The following is a 15,806-nucleotide window of genomic DNA, read 5'->3' on the forward strand; positions in this document are numbered from 1 at the left end:
CCCCCCCCCCCCCCCCCCCCCCCCCCCCCCCCCCCCCCCCCCCCCCCCCCCCCCCCCCCCCCCCCCCCCCCCCCCCCCCCCCCCCCCCCCCCACCCACCCCCCCCCCCAGGGAGGGGTGGGCGGGGTCAGCCCGGGGAGCCCGGGGAGCCCGGGGATCAGGTGGTGTCCGGGCGGGGGGCGTGGGAGGCGAGGAACTCGTACACCTCGACGTCGTCCACCCCGGGGAAGCGGCCCGAGGGCAGCGGGGCCAAGGTCTGCGCGTGCAGCCGTGCGCTGGGCCAGGCCGCGTCGGCCCAGCGGCGCTCCAGCTCCACGTCCGGGCGGCGGCAGCAGGCGGCGTCCGGGCAGGTGCTGCGCCGGCGCACCCGGGTGTCCCTGCCGCGGAACCACTTGGCGTGCGCGTACGGCACGCCGACCGTGATGGAGAAGCCGCCGCCCTCGGTGGACCCGGTCTGGCTGGAGCACCAGAACGTGCCGGCGGGGGTGTCGGTGTACTGGTAGTTCTCGGTGGTGCGGTTGCGCACCTCGAAGACGGTGCGGGCGGTCCACTGCCGGCACACGGTCTGCCCCTCGACGGCACCGGAGGCGTCCTGCGGGAAGGGCACCCCGTCGTTCTCGTACCCCCGGTACAGGGCGCCGTCGTCGCCGACGCGCAGGAAGTGCACCGGGATGCCCAGGTGCGAGGTCAGCAGGTTCGTCAGGCGGTGGGCGGCGGCCTCGTGGGTCACGCCGAAGGCGTCGCGGAAGTCCTCCACCGCGAGGTCCTTGTCGGCCTTGGCGGCCGAGAGGAACTCCACGGCCGCGCTGCGCGGCAGCAGGCAGCACGCGGCGAAGTAGTTGATCTCCAGTCGCTGGCGCAGGAACTCCGTGTAGCTGGCGGGGCGCTCGTGACCCAGGACGCGGTGCGCGATGGCCTGCAGCGCCAGCGACCGCAGACCGTGACCGCCGGGGATGGACGCGGGCGGCAGGTAGATGCGCCCGTTGGCGAGGTCGGTGACGGTGCGGGTGGAGTGCGGCAGGTCGTCGACGTGGATGATGGTGAAACCCAGGTCGTGGGCCATGCGGGCGACCTGCCGGTGCGTGAGCGCACCGACGGTGTACCCGGCGGCGCGCACCAGGTCCTCGGCCACCTCCTCGATCTCCGGCAGGTGGTTGTCGACGGCGCGCAGGAGCAGCCGGATCTCGGTGTTGGCCCGGCGCGCCTCCTCCGGGGTGGCGTTGGAGGCGTCGTGGCGGCGGGCCAGTTCCGCGTGCAGCGCGACGAGGGCCTCCAGCGCGTCCAGCGGCAGCTTGCGGCTGGAGGACACCCGCGGCAGCCCCAGCGACCGGAACAGCGGGCTGCGCTGCGCCTGCTCCAGCTCGATCTCCAGGGCGGCCCGGTGGGTCGGTGGCGGCGCGGGGTCCAGCAGGTCGGCGGCGGGGACGCCGAGGGCGTCGGCGACGGCGCCGATGAGCGACAGGCGCGGTTCGCGCTTGCCGTTCTCCACCTGCGACAGCAGGCTCTGCGCGGTGCCGACCGCCTCGCCGAGCTGGGCGAGCGTCAGGCCGCGCGCCTGCCGGTGGTGGCGGATGCGCCGGCCCACGGACAGGGCGTCCAGACCCCGGCGGCCGGGGGCCTCCGGGGCGTTCTGCTCGGACAGCGGCTCCAGCGCCGCGACGCGCAACGGGGACATGGATTCACCATATGTGAAGAACGGCGCATCTTCACACGGCTTCTTCCTTGTGAGCCCGGCACGGGGGCCGTCATCGTGAAGTCACCAGGCAAGCACCGCAGCACCGCCGATCGCGAGGAGCCGCCGCCGTGACGACCGAGATGACCCCCGCCGTGACCGTCGACCCGATCCCCACCCCGGGTCGCGCCGCCACCGTCCCCGCCCCCGGGGGTTCCGCTCGCACCGCCGGCGCCGGGAGCTCCACCGACCTCGACGCTCTCCGGCTGACGGGCACCCCCACGGACAACCAGGCGCTGCTGAGCTGGGTGCGCGACACCGCCCGCCTCACCCAGCCCGACGAGGTCGTCTGGTGCGACGGCTCCCAGGCGGAGTTCGACCGGCTGACCGCCCTCATGGTGCGGACCGGCACGCTGATCCCGCTGGACCCCGCCAAGCGGCCCGGCAGCTTCCTGGCCCGCTCCGCCCCGAGCGACGTCGCCCGGGTCGAGAGCCGCACCATCATCGCCTCCAGGCGCCGCGAGGACGCCGGGCCCACGAACAACTGGCGTGAGCCCGAGGCGCTGCGCGAGGAGCTGGCGGGGGTGTTCGCCGGCTGCATGCGGGGGCGGACGATGTACGTGGTCCCGTTCTCCATGGGACCGGTGGGCGGCCCGATCTCCCAGCTGGGTGTGCAGATCACCGACTCCCCCTACGTCGTGGCGAGCATGCGCACCATGACGCGGATGGGTGCGCAGGCGCTGGCCGCCCTGACCCCGGGCACGCCGTTCGTGCCCGCCGTGCACAGCGTCGGGTTCCCGCTCGTGGACGCCATCGGCCGTTCCCGGGCGGACGTCGCGTGGCCGTGCAACGACCTGAAGTACGTCGCGCACTTCCCCGAGAGCCGGGAGATCTGGTCCTTCGGCTCGGGTTACGGCGGCAACGCGCTGCTGGGCAAGAAGTGCTTCGCGCTGCGCATCGCCTCGGCGATGGCCCGCGACGAGGGCTGGCTGGCCGAGCACATGCTGCTGGTGAAGGTGACCAGCCCGGAGCAGAGGGTGTTCCACCTGGCGGCGGCGTTCCCGTCCGCGTGCGGCAAGACGAACCTGGCGATGCTGCGCCCCACCGTGCCGGGGTGGCGGGTGGAGACGATCGGCGACGACATCGCCTGGATGCGCCCCGGCCCCGACGGCCGCCTGCGCGCCGTCAACCCCGAGGCCGGGTTCTTCGGCGTGGCCCCCGGCACCGGGTGGTCGACGAATCCCACCGCCATGGAGATGCTGCGCGAGAACGTCATCTTCACCAACGTCGCCCTCACCGACGACGGCGACGTGTGGTGGGAGGGCATGACCGACGAGCCGCCCGCTCACCTGACGGACTGGCAGGGCCGGGACTGGACGCCGGACTGCGGCCGTCCCGCCGCCCACCCGAACGCCCGGTTCACGGTGTCGGCGCGGCAGTGCCCCTCGATCGCCGAGGAGTTCGACTCCCCGGAGGGCGTACCGGTCGACGCGATCCTGTTCGGCGGCCGGCGGGCGAGCAACGTCCCGCTCGTCGCGGAGGCGCTGGACTGGAGCCAGGGCGTGTTCATGGGCGCCACCGTCTCCAGCGAGCGCACCGCCGCCGCGGAGGGCGCCGTGGGCGAACTGCGCCACGACCCGTTCGCGATGCTGCCGTTCACCGGTTACCACATGGGTGACTACTTCGGGCACTGGCTGTCGATGCGCGACCGGCTCCCCGCGGCGGGGCTGCCGCGGGTGTACTCGGTGAACTGGTTCCGCCGCGGGGAGGACGGCCGGTTCCTGTGGCCGGGCTTCGGGGAGAACTCCCGCGTGATCGAGTGGATCTGCCGCCGGCTGGAGGGGACGGCGGGCGCGTGGCACACCCCCCTGGGCAACGTGCCCGCCGACGGCGCGCTGAACCTCGACGGTCTGGACCTGCCCGAGCAGGACCTCGCGGAGCTGTTCGCGCTGGACCCCGCCGCCTGGCTGGCCGAGGCCGACCACCTCGAGGCCTACTTCGCGCGCTTCGGCTCGCGCCTGCCGGCCGAGCTCACCGGTCACCTCGACCTGCTGCGCTACCGCCTGTCCGGCGGGCAGGCCCTCTGATCCACCGCCGCCGCGTCCTCCCGGGCACCGGGCTCGCCGGGGGGACGCGGCGGCGGTGCACCCGCCGTCGGGGGTTGGCAGGATGGGGCCGGTGAGCGACACCGACACCGTCCCCGCCGCGCCGTGGTGGCGCGACGCCGTCATCTACCAGGTCTACCCGCGCTCGTTCGCCGACGCCGACGGCGACGGCCTGGGCGACCTGCCGGGCATCACCGCACGGCTGACGCACCTGGCCGACCTCGGCGTGGACGCCGTGTGGTTGTCGCCGGTGTACCCCTCGCCGCAGAAGGACGCCGGCTACGACGTGGCCGACTACCGCGGCATCGAGCCGGTCTTCGGCACCCTGGCCGACTTCGAGGCGCTGTCCGCGCGCGCCCACGAGCTCGGCCTGCGCGTGGTCATGGACCTGGTGCCGAACCACACCTCCGCCGACCACGCCTGGTTCCGCCAGGCGCTGGCCGCGGCCCCCGGCTCCCCCGAGCGGGCCCGCTACGTCTTCCGCGACGGCCGCGGTCCGGACGGCGAGCTGCCGCCGAACTCGTGGCGCTCGGTGTTCGGCGGCTCGGCGTGGACGCGCGCGGCGGCTCCGGACGGCACCCCGGGGCAGTGGTACCTGCACCTGTTCGACTCCAGCCAGCCGGACCTGGACTGGTCCAACCCGGAGGTGCACGCCGAGTTCGAGGACGTGCTGCGGTTCTGGCTGGACCGCGGCGTCGACGGCTTCCGGGTGGACGTCGCGCACGGGCTCGTCAAGGCCGAGGGCCTGCCCGAGTGGGACCACGACCAGGAGCTGCTGAACGGTTCCGCGGCCTCCGGCGAGCGGCCGCCGATGTGGGACCAGGAGGGCGTGCACGAGATCTACCGCGAGTGGCGGCGCGTGCTGGACTCCTACGACGGCGAGCGCATCCTCGTCGCGGAGGCGTGGGTGACGCCGCCGGAGCGGCTGGCGCGCTACGTGCGCGGCGACGAGATGCACCAGGCCTTCAACTTCGACTACCTGCGCGCGCCGTGGCGGGCCGGTGAGCTCAAGCGGGTCATCGACGCCACGCTGGCGGCGCACGAGGTCGTCGGTGCGCCGGCCACCTGGGTGCTCTCGAACCACGACGTGGTCCGCCACGCCAGCCGGCTGGGTTACCCCGCAGGCGGTGAGCCCACCTCGGGCGTGGGCCCGGACGACCCGCAGCCGGACGCGGAGCTGGGGCTGCGCCGGGCGCGCGCGGCGACGGTGTTCATGCTGGCGCTGCCCGGCGGGGCGTACGTGTACCAGGGCGAGGAGCTGGGCCTGCCGGAGGTGACGACCCTGCCCGCGGAGGTTCGCCAGGACCCGGCGTTCGCCCGCACGGGCGGTGAGGACCGCGGCCGCGACGGCTGCCGGGTGCCGATCCCGTGGGAGGGGGACGCGCCGTCGTACGGGTTCGGGCCGGGATCCGCGTCGTGGCTGCCGCAGCCGCCGGAGTGGGCGCGGTTGTCGGTGGCGGCGCAGACGGGGGTGGCCGGTTCCACCCTGGAGCTGTACCGCGGTGCGCTGGCGCTGCGGCGCGAGCACGCGCTGGGCCACGGCGAGCTGGAGTGGGACGCGGGGCTGACCGGCGGTGACGTGCTGGCGTTCCGCACCCGCGGCGTGCTGGTGGTGCTGAACCTGTCGGCGGAACCGGTCGCGCCGCCCGCGGGGGCGCGGCCGCTGCTGGTCAGCGGTGAACTGGTGGACGGGTCGGTGCCCACCGACACCGCGGCCTGGTTCGCGCTGGACTGACGCGGGGTCGCTCGGTGGGGTGGCCGGCGACGGAAGAACCCGTCCCCGGCCGCCTCAGCGCGCGAACCCGGCCGGCCCGCCGTCCAGCGCGAAGGCGCGCGTGGCCTCGACGTTGGCCCGCACGAGGCGTTCCCAGGCGACCGCGTCCCGCCGCAGCCGCAGCCGCCGCAGCCGGGTCAGGGCGACCAGGGGGCGCAGGGCCGCTGCGGCGGCGGCCGAGCGGGGCACGCCCAGCTGGTCGGCCAGCTCGTCCCCGAGCATCGCGCGGCAGGCGGCGCGCACCATCGGCCCGGCGAGGCGCCGGGGGGCGGGGGTGAGGTCGGCGAGCGCCCCGGCCAGCGCGTCCAGCCCGGCGCGGGTCAGGAGCCGGGAGTCCTCGCTCGGCGGCCCGGTGACGGCGGCGATGCGCTCGGCGAGCAGTTCCGCACCGGCGCGGTCGGCGGCGCCCGCCAGCAGCCGCCGGTCGATGCCCAGCAGCCGCCCCAGGTGCTGCCAGTACGCGTACAGCGAGTTCTCCTCGGCGGCGGTGAGGTCCAGGCCGAGGGCGGCGTCGGCGCGCATCGTCACGAGGGTGAAGTCCAGCCAGGTGCGGGCCAGGTCGACCTGGTGCAGGGGCACGGGACCGGCGTCGCCGGCGGCACGGCGCACCGCGCGGCGCACGCGGGCGTGCACGAGCCGCACCTGGGCGGTGGCGACGTAGCCGGGTTCCCCGCGGCGCAGCCAGCCGGGCACCAGCGCGGCGGCGTTCCACCGCCCGGTGTCGGTGACCCGTTCCAGTGCCCGTCCGGTGAGCTCGCCCGTGCCGACGAGGACCGCTGCGGTGCGCGGCGGGGCGTAGGAGTTGATCAACGCTGCCGCCCCGAGGTCGAGGACGTGCTCGGCGGGGCTGATCGTGAAGTGCGGCAGGGACGCGCGCTCGAGCAGGTGGTCCGGCGCGGCGGCGGTGAGGTCCTCCAGCTCGGCGAGGAACGCGGTGAGGGCCGGGCCGGGCGGTTCCCCCAGCGCCTCGCGACCCTCGCGCAGCCCCCGCTGCAGCAGCGTGCGCTGCTGCGGGTGCGCCGCCAGCTCCTCGGTGAGCGCGTCCGCGAGCGGGTCACCCACGTCGCTCAGCTCGTCGATCAGCGCGTCCAGCGCAGCGGCGTCCACGTGACCTCCCCCGTCACCGGCACGGTACCCACCGCGGAGGTGGGTCGCCCGCCCGGTCAGCGTCCCCGGTCAGCGGACCCGGTCGCCGTGCGCGGCGGCCGCGGTCCGGGGTCCGCGCCAGGCGGTCCCCCCGGCCCGCAGACCCCGGCCGATGAGGTGTCGCAGGGCCACCACGGCGGCGGCGGTGGCCAGCTGCCGCCACGTCTGGTCGGCGCTCAGGCGCAGCAGGCCGGCGGCCAGCAGCAGGTCCAGCCCGACGCCGAGCGCGAGGGCGGGGCGGCGGGTGCGCAGCAGGACCGCGACGGCGGCCACCAACGCGGAGGCGGCCACGCCCAGGGCGAGCAGCGCCGGCAGTTCGCTCACCGCCCGCGCTCCGGCACCGGAGGTGCCGGGGGCGGTGCGTCCCGCTCGGAACGCCGCCGCTCCTCGGCGACCTGCCGCCGCTCCTCGGCGATCTCCTTGGACAGGAAGTAGTTCAGGGCCGTCCGGATGGCCGCCACCACGGCGAGTTTGCCGAGCTCCTCGAAGCTGGGCGCCACGGCGGTGCGCAGCACGTCGCTGGCGAGCTGGAACTCCAGCCCCAGCGCGAGGAAGCGGCCCAGCGTCAGGCGCACGGGCACGAACCGCCGGGAACCGCCGCCGCGCACCGCCACCGCGATGAAGCGGGCGAACGCCCACACGGCACCGGCGGCGATGACGACCGCGCCGCACGCCTCGACGAGTGTGACGAGGAAACCGACGACCTCCCGCAGCAGCTCCTCGGCCTCCTCAGCGCTCACCGGGCGACCACGCGCAGCGTCTTCATCGAGGGGTCGGCGGCGTCGGGCACGAGCATCCCGGCGGCGACGCCGGTGGTGAGGTAGTCCACGACCTCCTGGGAGACGACCTCACCGGGGGCGAGGACGGGCACGCCGGGCGGGTAGGGCGAGGCCATCTCGGCGACGACGCGGCCGACGGCGTCCTGGATCGGCACCTGCTCCACGCGGCCGAAGAACGCATCGCGCGGGGTCATCGCGTTGCGCAGCTCCAGGCCGGTGGGGGTGGGCAGCTCGGTCGCGGGCTGGTGCTCGATCCGGCCGTCGCGGGCGGCGGCGACCATGCGCTGCAGCGACTCCACGAGCAGGTTCTCGGTCTCGTCGTCGTCGGCGTGGGTGATGCGCACCCCGATGCGGCAGGCGTCGGCGGAACCGGCGTCGACGTGGCAGTTCGCGCGCAGCCAGTCGCCGGCCTGGTAGCCGCTGATGCCCAGCGGACGCACGTCGATGGTCAGGGCGAGCGGGTCGAGGTCGAACGCGCCCTGCGGGCGCACCACCTCCCGGCCCATGAGGTCCAGGCCGTCGATGCCGTCGACGGCGGCGCGCACGCGCGCGGCGCGCTCGAGGGCGGTTCCGAGGAGTTCGCGGCCCTGCTCCACCATCTGCCGGCGCCAGCCGTCGAGGGTGAGGTAGACCAGCGCGGAGGAACTGGTGGTGCCCAGCAGGTCCTCGCGCTCCTTGAGCACGTCGGGGTTCACCAGGTCGCCCTGCAGGTGGAACACGGAGCTCTGCTCGATCGCGCCACCCATCTTGTGGACGCTGGTGACGACGACGTCGGCTCCGGCGTCCATGCCCCACGTGGGCAGGTCCGGGTGGAACGGCAGGTGCGCGCCCCACGCCTCGTCGACGATGAGCGGGACGCCGAACTCGTGGCACACCTCGGCGGTGCCGGCGATGTCGGCGCAGGTGCCCCAGTCGGTCGGGGAGATCAGCAGCATCCCCTTCGCGTCCGGGTTCTGCTCCAGGGCGCGGCGCACGTCCTGCGGTTCCGGCGGGTGCGCCAGGTGCAGGTGCTCGTCGAAGTGCGGGTGCACCCAGACCGGCTCGATGCCGGAGACGATGACCCCGGCGATGACGGACTTGTGCGCGTTGCGGGAGACGAGCAGCTTCTCCCCCGGGCCGGCGACGGAGATCATCGCGGCCTTGACGGACAGCGAACTGCCGCAGGTGGAGAAGAACGCCTTCTTCGCGTCCACGGCGTCGGCCATGAGGTGCTCGGCCTGCGAGACGACCCCCTGCGACTCGCGCCGGTCGTCCAGGCCGTTGAGGGTCAGCACGTCGGAGGCGAAGACGCCCTCCCCGATCAGCTCGACCAGGCGAGGGTCCGCGCCGCGGCCCTGCTTGTGGCCGGGTGGGCCGTAGACGACGTCTCCCCGCTGCTTGAAGGCCTCCAGGGCCTCGAGCACCGGTGCGCGCGAGTGGTCCACCACCATCTCCTCCTGCTCGTCCGTGCCGGCGCGGGCGCACCGGCACGTGGAGCCCTACCCGCCGCCGGCCGGGCCATGCGCCCGCGGTCGCCCCGCGCCGGCCGGGGACCGGTGCCGGCGGGTCGCGGCCGGGTCCAGGACGAGCCGATAGACGGGTTCCGCGAGGAACCGCTGCCAGCGCGGCAGCACGGGGTCGTGGTGGGAGCGCAGCCGCCCGGGGGGACGCGCTCCCCGCCGCCCGCCGGCGTGCCAGGCGTCGAGGGCGGCGGCGCTGCCGTGCAGGGCGGCCACGGCGCTGTCGGGGTCGACCAGGTCGTCCCGGCCGTGCTCGTCGCCGGTGCCGTCCCGGTCGAGGTGCTCGCGCACCAGCTGCAGGCGCAGGTCGCGCGCGAAGCGCCGTGCCCCGTCGCCCAGCCCGGCGGGGTCGGCGGGTGCGCGCCGGTCGCGGGCCTCGTCCAGGACCGCCACGGACAGCTCGGAGTCGTGCGTCCAGGACCGGCGGTTGAGGTTGTCGCTGCGCACGCAGGCCCACACGTCGTCGACGACGGTGACCTTGGAGTGGACGTAGACCGGCTCGCCCCGGTGGTTCTCCACGTCGAAGACGTGGACGCGGTCCCCGCCGGCCTCCCGCAGCACCCGCAGCGCGTCCGCCTGTCCCAGCAGCAGCGGCGGTGCCGCGATGCCGCCGCGCTTGGGTTCACGGGGCACGAGGACGACCAGCTGGAGCTGCGGGGCGGCGCTCAGCGCGTCGGCGAAGACCTGCACGACCTGCCGGGACCAGAGGAACTGCTCCTCCACGTAGACCAGCCTGCGGGCCCGGCGCAGCGCCTTGGCGTGGGCGGCGGCGATGCTGAACTCCCCGTCGGGGGCGAAGGGGTAGCGGGGCCGGCGCGGCGGGTAGGTGCGCAGCAGCTGCACCGCGCAGGAACCGTCCTCCCCCGGCACCGGAGGGGGCGCCGGCCGCTGCGGGGGCAGCGGTGCGGGGCGGTGCCGCAGGCGGCGGCCCGCGCGGCGCACGAGGTCGGGGAACGCCTGCCAGGGCAGCAGGGACAGCGGCGCGCGGTCCTCCCACCGCTCGCGGAACACCGTCTCCACGTCCGCCACCGCGGGGCCGCGGACCTCGGTGTGGATGTCGTGCCACGAGGGGTGGGCGCCGTACGCCTTCCCGAAGGTGAGGGGCTGCGGGTCCCCGGCGTGGGCGGCGTCGTCGCGGCGGCCGTGCGCCGGGTCGAGGCTGCCGACGAAGGCGACGTCGTCGTCGGGCCGGCCGGCGTACCGGACGACGACGAACTTCTGGTGGTGGCTGCCGGAGTTGCGCACCCGCTGGTCGAGGACGACGTGCGCCCCGCCCCGCACGCGCTGGGCGAGGTGGCGGCGGCGCGTGGGCGACAGGCGCTGCCACTCCCGCGGCGAGCGCCACACCAGCCCCTTCACCAGGGCTCCGCGCTCGGCGGCGGCGGTGAGGGCCTGCGCGATGGTGGGTCCGTGCTCGGTGAGCCGCTGGTCCGGGTCGCCCTGCCAGTCGGCGAAGAGCACCAGGTCCCCGTCGCCCGCGGCGGCCAGCGCGGCCGACAGCGCCGGGAAGTACGTCGCACCGTCGACGAGGGGGCGCACCCGGTTGCCCCGGCTCCACGCCGTCAGGCGGGTGGCGTCGTTGCCGCGCTCGCCGGTGGTGAGGAACCAGCGGCCGGTGGCGCGGTCGTGGTCGGCGGTGGCGGTTCGTCGAGGGTCCACCGGCGGGGAGACTGCCACGTCGGAGGTGCTCCGGCCACCTGCGCGGGGAGCTCGACCGGTGCGCCCGGCGCGGCGACCGCCGTGCGCTCAGGGGACCGCGTACCCCTCGGCGCGGACCTGGAGCCGCCCGTCGGCCGGGTCGGTGGCGAGGACGAGCACGAGGTGGCGGCGGCTCTCCGCCGGGACGTAGGTCACCGTCGCCGTGGCCTCGGACAGCGTCTGGTCGCCGGAGACGACTTCCCCGCTGACCTGGACGTCCTGGGCGGTGCGCCCGCCGCTGTTGACGATCTCGACCTGCACGGCGAAGCCACCGGGTACCCGGCTCACGTCCTGCACCTTCGCCTGCAGGCGGGGTGCGGAGCCCCGGGTGAGGGCCTCGTGGCCGAGGTGGGCCAGCAGCGCCACCACCAGGGCACCACCGAGCGCACCCAGCACCGTCTCCAGGCGGTTCAGCCGCTCCCGGCCACCGGGCTGCTGCTCCTGCTGCTCCTGCTGTTCCACGGTCTCCTCCTCACCACCGGTCACGTCCTCGGGTGGCCGCCCGGTCAGACGACCAGCCGGGCGGCCGCCGCACCGACACCGGCCGGCAGCGCCAGCACCACCGTCTCCATCACGGCCTGCGACAGCGCGGTGCCGTCGAAACGGCCGAAGGTCCACAGCAGGTACGCGCTCACCGCCAGGGCGGTGAGGTGGGCGATCAGGGTCCAGGCCAGCAGCACCTTCCACGTCCCGCCCTGCAGCGTCGCAGTGCCGCGGAACCGCAGGCCGTAGACGAAGGCGTGCACGAGGACCAGCTCGAAGGCGATCAGCGCGATCCCGTGCACGGGGCTCATCCGGGCCGCGATAAGGACCACCTCCTCCGTGGGCGCGATGTTCGCCGCGACCACCACGGCACCGGCCGTCACGAGGAACCCCTCGCGCCACTGCGGGTGCTTCTTGCGGGCCCGCCGGCGGTCCATGCCGAGCTGGGAGCGGGCGAACGACGCCCCGATCGCCGCCGGGACGGCCTCCAGCGCCACCACGGACACCGCGGCCTGCCAGCCCCGCCACGGTTCGACCACGGCCAGGACCCACAGGACCGCGACGGCGGCCGCGACGCCCGCCAGCATCGCGACGCCGGCGTCGATGACGGCGTCGAGCGCACCGATCCGCTCCTGGTTCACGAAGCCGAAGAAGTGCGCCAGCCCGATCGAGAGCAGGACGCCGGCCAGCACGAGCAGGAGCAGGCGCACCCGGTCGATGCTGGCGGCCAGCGACCACACCTCCATCGTCATGAAGATCGGCAGGGCGAAGAGCACCGCGCCGGCGAGCGCGCGGCCCAGCCCGCGCAGCACCTCGGTGGTGCTCACGCCCTGCACCGCGCCGTCCGCCACGCCGCCTCCTCCTCCGCCGGGGTTCACACGGTGACGACGACCTTGCCGATCGCCTCGCCGGACTCCAGTCGGGCGAACGCCTCGTGCACGTCGGCGAGCGCGTGCACCGAGTCCACCTCGGGCGCCAGGTCGGCCAGTTCGCAGAACCGCAGCAGCCGCTCGAACTCCTCGCGGGTGCCCATGGTGGAACCCAGCACGCGCAGTTGCCGGAAGAAGACGTTCTCCAGCATCGCGGGCGCGTCCCCCCCGGTGGTGGCGCCGGAGACGACGATCGCGCCGCCGGGCCGCAGCGAGCGCACGGAGTGCTCCCACGTCGCCTTCCCCACGGTCTCGAGGACGGCGTCGACGCGCTCGGGCAGCCGCTCCCCCGCCGCGAACGTGGCCGCCGCGCCCCAGGAGGCGGCCTTCGCGCGGCGCTCCTCGCTGCGGCCCGTCACCCACACCCGCAGGCCCGCCGCCGCCCCGAGGGTGGTCAGGGCGTTGGACACCCCGCCGGCGGCGCCCTGCACGAGCACCGTCTGCCCGGGCACGGCCCGGGCCTGGGTGAACAGCATCCGGTAGGCGGTCAGCCACGCGGTGCCCAGGGACGCGGCCCGCTCGAAGGACCACCCGGCGGGTTTGGGCAGCAGGTTGCGCCGCGGGACCCACACGTGCTCGGCGAGGGTGCCGGGGTGCAGCTCGGACAGCAGGGTGCGGCGCGGGTCCAGGGTCTCGTCGCCGCGGTGGTCGGGGTCGGAGACGACGGCGTGCACGACGACCTCGGTGCCGTCGTCGGTGGTGCCGGCGGCGTCGCAGCCCAGGACCATCGGCAGCCGCTCGGGCGGCAGGCCCACCCCGCGCAGGCTCCACAGGTCGTGCCGGTTCAGGGCGGCGGCGCGCACCGCGACCCGCACCCAGCCGTCCGGCGGGGCCGCCGCGGGGCGGTCGGCGACCTCGAGGGCGGACAGCGGGTCGTCGGGTGAGCTGCGGACGGCGCGGGCGGCGAGCACGGGCGCGACGCTAGCGCCGCGGGCGGGCACCGGCACGGTGGTGCCCGGCTGGGTAGCCTCCGGGCGTGAGCGAGCCCAGCCCCCTGCTGCCCGTCCTGGACGTCCGGCCGGTCCCCGACGCCGCCGACGTGTTCACAGCACCGAACCTGCCGGGCTGGCGGCCGCGGCTGTTCGGCGGCCAGGTGCTGGGGCAGGCGACGGTGGCCGCCTCGCGCACCGTGCCCGCCGACCGGCCGGTGCACTCGCTGCACGCGTACTTCCTGCGCCCGGGCGACCCGGAGGTGCCGGTGCACTTCGCGGTGGAGCGGTTGCGCGACGGCCGCTCGTTCTCGGCGCGGCGGGTGCAGGCCCTGCAGAACGGGGTGGCGATCCTGTCGGGCATCGCGTCGTTCCAGGCGCCGGCTCAGGGCCTGGAGCACGCCCAGCCGGCGCCGGACGTGCCGGAGCCGGAGGACCTGACCAGCGACCTGGAGCTGCTGGACGCCGTGGACCACCCGGCGGCCCGGCAGCTGGGCCGCGGCCGGCTGACCGACGTGCGCCACGTGGAGCCGGCGATCTACCTGCGCCCGGGTGAGGAGCGCACCGCGCGGCAGACGGTGTGGATGCGCCTGGAGGGCACGCTGCCGGACGACGAGGTGGTGCACCGGGCGGCGCTGGCGTACGCCTCGGACTTCACGGTCCTGGAGCCGGTGCTGCGCCGGCACGGGCTGGTGTGGGCGACGCCGGGGCTGAACGTGGCGAGCCTGGACCACGCGATGTGGTGGCACCGGCCGGCGCGCGCCGACGAGTGGTTCCTGTACGTGGCGCAGAGCCCGAACGCGGGCGGCGCGCGGGGGCTGTCCACGGCGCGCGTGTACGACCGGCAGCGGCGGCTCGTGGCGAGCGTGGCGCAGGAAGGGATGCTCCGGCTGCCGTGACCGGTGCGGCCGCCGGGCTGCGCTGGACCGCCACCTGAGCGATGATGTGACGTGCATCACAGAGCGAAGGGGCTCTCGGGGAGGAGCGAGTCGTGGTCACCGCCATGCACGTCCTGCAGCACCACCGCCACCACCGCCACCCGCCGCTCGGCCCGCCGTGCGCGCCGCGGCACTGCGCGGGGTCGCGACGGGTCGCGGCCGCCGCGGCGTGGGCCGACCGCCTGGTCAGCCGCCACGCGGGGCCGCCGGCGACGGGCGCCGCGCGGGACGAGGGTGCTGCGAGCGCGGTGAGCGCTGCGCCCAACGGGTGGCGCCGGTTCACCGGCGCCGGTGGACGGTCGATGTCCCGGACGTGAACGCACCCGCGCGCGCTCTGGGTTTACGGCTGCACCTGATCGTCGGCACGACGTTGTCCGTGGTGTGCGTCCTGCTGCCCGTCAGCCTGCTGCGCGACGCCCTGTACACGGCGCTCAGCTTCGGCTGCGTGGCGGTCATGGCCGTGGGCGTGCACCGGCACCGGCCGAGGCGCGCGCGGGCGTGGTGGTTCTTCACCGCCGGCGTGGCGACGTGGGCGACGGCCGACCTGCTGTGGGCGCTCTTCGTGTGGGTGCTGCACGTCGACCCGTTCCCCTCCCCGGCGGACGCGCTGTACCTGGCGACCTACGTGCTGATGGCCGCGGGCTGCTGGGAGTTCGTGCGCGCACGCCGCGCCGGCCGGGACCGCGAGGGGCTGATCGACTCGGCGATCTTCACGGTCGGCTTCGTGCTGCTGAGCTGGATCTTCCTGGTGCGCCCGGCGCTGCAGCAGGCCGGCGAATCGGTGCTGGAGCGCGCGCTGGCCGGCGCCTACCCGCTGGGCGACGTGCTGCTGCTGGCCCTGCTGGTGCGCTTGCTGACCACCGGCGGGGCGCGCACGACCTCGTACCGCTTCCTCATCGCCGGCACGGCCCTGATGCTGCTGGCCGACTGCGGCTACCAGCTGGTGTCGCTGCGCACGGACTACGAGGGCGGCCTGCTGACGCTGCCGTGGCTGTGCGGCTACGTGGCCTTCGCCGCCGCCGCCCTGCACCCCTCGATGCGCCGGCTCACCGACCCCGACGCCGATCCGGCGTTCAGCTTCACCCGCCGGCGCCTGCTGGCCCTGACCGCGGCGAGCCTGCTCTCCCCGGGCACGCTGATCCTGCAGCTCGCCCTGGGGGCGCGCCTGGAGGCCTGGGCGGTGGCGACCTCGTCGGTGGTGCTGTTCCTGCTGGTCGTGGTGCGCATGTCCGGGCTGCTCGGGCACCTGCAGCAGCAGTCGAACCGGCTGGCCGAGGTGGCCCGCACCGACGCGCTGACCGGCCTGCCGAACCGCCGCACCAGCGACGCGGAGCTGGAGCGCCTGCAGGTGCGCGCCCGCACCGAGGGGCTGCCGCTGTGCGTGGCGGTGCTGGACCTGGACCGGTTCAAGGCGTTCAACGACACCTACGGGCACCAGGCCGGCGACGTGCTGCTCGTGCAGTCGGCGGCCGCGTGGAGCGAGGCGCTGCGCGTGAGCGGCGCCTTCGCCGCACCGCTGCGCGGCGGCCTGCTGGCGCGCTGGGGCGGGGAGGAGTTCGTGCTGCTGATGCTGGGTCACGACCTGCCCGCGGCGGGGCGCGTGGCGGACGGCCTGCGCGGGCGCACCGCGGCCGGGCAGTCGTTCTCCGCCGGTGTGGCGCAGTGGGACGGCCTGGAGGGGGCGGCGGAGCTCTTCGCCCGCGCCGACGCCGTCCTGTACGCCGCGAAGGAGGGGGGCCGCGACCGCGTGGTGCTGGCCGGGCCCGCCGGCGAACCGGCACCGGTGGGCGGCTGACGGGGCGGTCGGGGCCCGCACGCGGCGGTGCCCGCGCCACCGGGTGGTGGCGCGGGCACC

At 75.7% G+C, this 15,806-nt stretch carries 14 protein-coding genes; 5 read left to right on the forward strand and 9 right to left on the reverse strand.

Annotated features, from left to right (window positions below):
- Positions 1-156 precede the first annotated feature (156 nt).
- Complete coding sequence (locus ACRYM0_RS17095) at positions 157-1,674, reverse strand: helix-turn-helix domain-containing protein (protein ID WP_432507012.1); 1,518 nt, start codon at positions 1,672-1,674, stop codon at positions 157-159.
- 140 nt (positions 1,675-1,814) lie between these two features.
- On the opposite strand from ACRYM0_RS17095, the gene ACRYM0_RS17100 reads away from it, so the two are divergent.
- The gene (locus tag ACRYM0_RS17100; RefSeq protein ID WP_432507026.1) at positions 1,815-3,758 is read left to right on the forward strand and encodes a phosphoenolpyruvate carboxykinase (GTP); all 1,944 of its coding nucleotides are present in this window, start codon (positions 1,815-1,817) and stop codon (positions 3,756-3,758) included.
- A gap of 82 nt (positions 3,759-3,840) precedes the next feature.
- Entirely contained in the window at positions 3,841-5,511 is a 1,671-nt protein-coding gene (locus ACRYM0_RS17105; protein ID WP_432507013.1) for a glycoside hydrolase family 13 protein, read from the forward strand.
- 54 nt (positions 5,512-5,565) lie between these two features.
- On the opposite strand, the gene ACRYM0_RS17110 is transcribed toward ACRYM0_RS17105, so the two are convergent.
- The 8 genes from ACRYM0_RS17110 to ACRYM0_RS17145 all read right to left on the reverse strand — a co-directional run bounded on the left by ACRYM0_RS17110 (position 5,566) and on the right by ACRYM0_RS17145 (position 12,995).
- Positions 5,566-6,657 carry an oxygenase MpaB family protein gene (locus ACRYM0_RS17110; RefSeq protein WP_432507014.1) on the reverse strand — a complete coding sequence of 364 codons (1,092 nt, stop codon included), beginning with the start codon at positions 6,655-6,657 and terminating at the stop codon, positions 5,566-5,568.
- A 69-nt stretch (positions 6,658-6,726) separates the two neighbouring features.
- Entirely contained in the window at positions 6,727-7,020 is a 294-nt protein-coding gene (locus tag ACRYM0_RS17115) for a hypothetical protein (RefSeq protein ID WP_432507015.1), read from the reverse strand.
- Positions 7,017-7,436, reverse strand: a complete 420-nt coding sequence (locus tag ACRYM0_RS17120) for a DUF1622 domain-containing protein (RefSeq protein WP_432507016.1) — start codon at positions 7,434-7,436, stop codon at positions 7,017-7,019. Before ACRYM0_RS17120 ends, ACRYM0_RS17115 begins: the two co-directional genes overlap by 4 nt.
- A complete protein-coding gene (locus ACRYM0_RS17125) occupies positions 7,433-8,899 on the reverse strand; it encodes an aminotransferase class I/II-fold pyridoxal phosphate-dependent enzyme (protein WP_432507017.1) in 1,467 nt (488 codons plus the stop codon). The genes ACRYM0_RS17120 and ACRYM0_RS17125 overlap by 4 nt, the downstream gene beginning before the upstream one ends.
- 54 nt (positions 8,900-8,953) lie before the next feature.
- A complete protein-coding gene (locus ACRYM0_RS17130) occupies positions 8,954-10,633 on the reverse strand; it encodes a phospholipase D family protein (RefSeq protein WP_432507018.1) in 1,680 nt (559 codons plus the stop codon).
- Positions 10,634-10,720: 87 nt separating this feature from the next.
- Positions 10,721-11,134: a TIGR02588 family protein gene (locus ACRYM0_RS17135; protein WP_432507019.1), complete on the reverse strand. Its 414-nt coding sequence runs from the start codon at positions 11,132-11,134 to the stop codon at positions 10,721-10,723.
- A gap of 44 nt (positions 11,135-11,178) precedes the next feature.
- Complete coding sequence (locus ACRYM0_RS17140) at positions 11,179-11,982, reverse strand: TIGR02587 family membrane protein (protein ID WP_432507020.1); 804 nt, start codon at positions 11,980-11,982, stop codon at positions 11,179-11,181.
- Between the two features lie 47 nt (positions 11,983-12,029).
- A complete protein-coding gene (locus ACRYM0_RS17145; RefSeq protein WP_432507021.1) occupies positions 12,030-12,995 on the reverse strand; it encodes a zinc-binding dehydrogenase in 966 nt (321 codons plus the stop codon).
- 65 nt (positions 12,996-13,060) lie between these two features.
- Here ACRYM0_RS17145 and ACRYM0_RS17150 point away from each other — a divergent pair, with 65 nt between their 5' ends.
- From ACRYM0_RS17150 to ACRYM0_RS17160, 3 genes are all read left to right on the forward strand, one after another.
- A complete protein-coding gene (locus tag ACRYM0_RS17150) occupies positions 13,061-13,912 on the forward strand; it encodes an acyl-CoA thioesterase (RefSeq protein WP_432507022.1) in 852 nt (283 codons plus the stop codon).
- Positions 13,913-14,004: 92 nt separating this feature from the next.
- Entirely contained in the window at positions 14,005-14,268 is a 264-nt protein-coding gene (locus ACRYM0_RS17155) for a hypothetical protein (RefSeq protein ID WP_432507023.1), read from the forward strand.
- Entirely contained in the window at positions 14,265-15,746 is a 1,482-nt protein-coding gene (locus ACRYM0_RS17160) for a GGDEF domain-containing protein (protein WP_432507025.1), read from the forward strand. Before ACRYM0_RS17155 ends, ACRYM0_RS17160 begins: the two co-directional genes overlap by 4 nt.
- Positions 15,747-15,806 lie beyond the last annotated feature (60 nt).

It is taken from the genome of Kineococcus arenarius subsp. arenarius, assembly GCF_050871845.1.
Lineage (GTDB): Bacteria > Actinomycetota > Actinomycetes > Actinomycetales > Kineococcaceae > Kineococcus.

Coding starts and splice junctions, on each gene's coding strand:
- ACRYM0_RS17105 (WP_432507013.1), top strand. CDS start 3,841: ATGGGGCCGGTGAGCGACACCGACACCGTCCCCGCCGCGCCGTGGTGG.
- ACRYM0_RS17095 (WP_432507012.1), bottom strand. CDS start 1,674: ATGTCCCCGTTGCGCGTCGCGGCGCTGGAGCCGCTGTCCGAGCAGAAC.
- ACRYM0_RS17100 (WP_432507026.1), top strand. CDS start 1,815: ATGACCCCCGCCGTGACCGTCGACCCGATCCCCACCCCGGGTCGCGCC.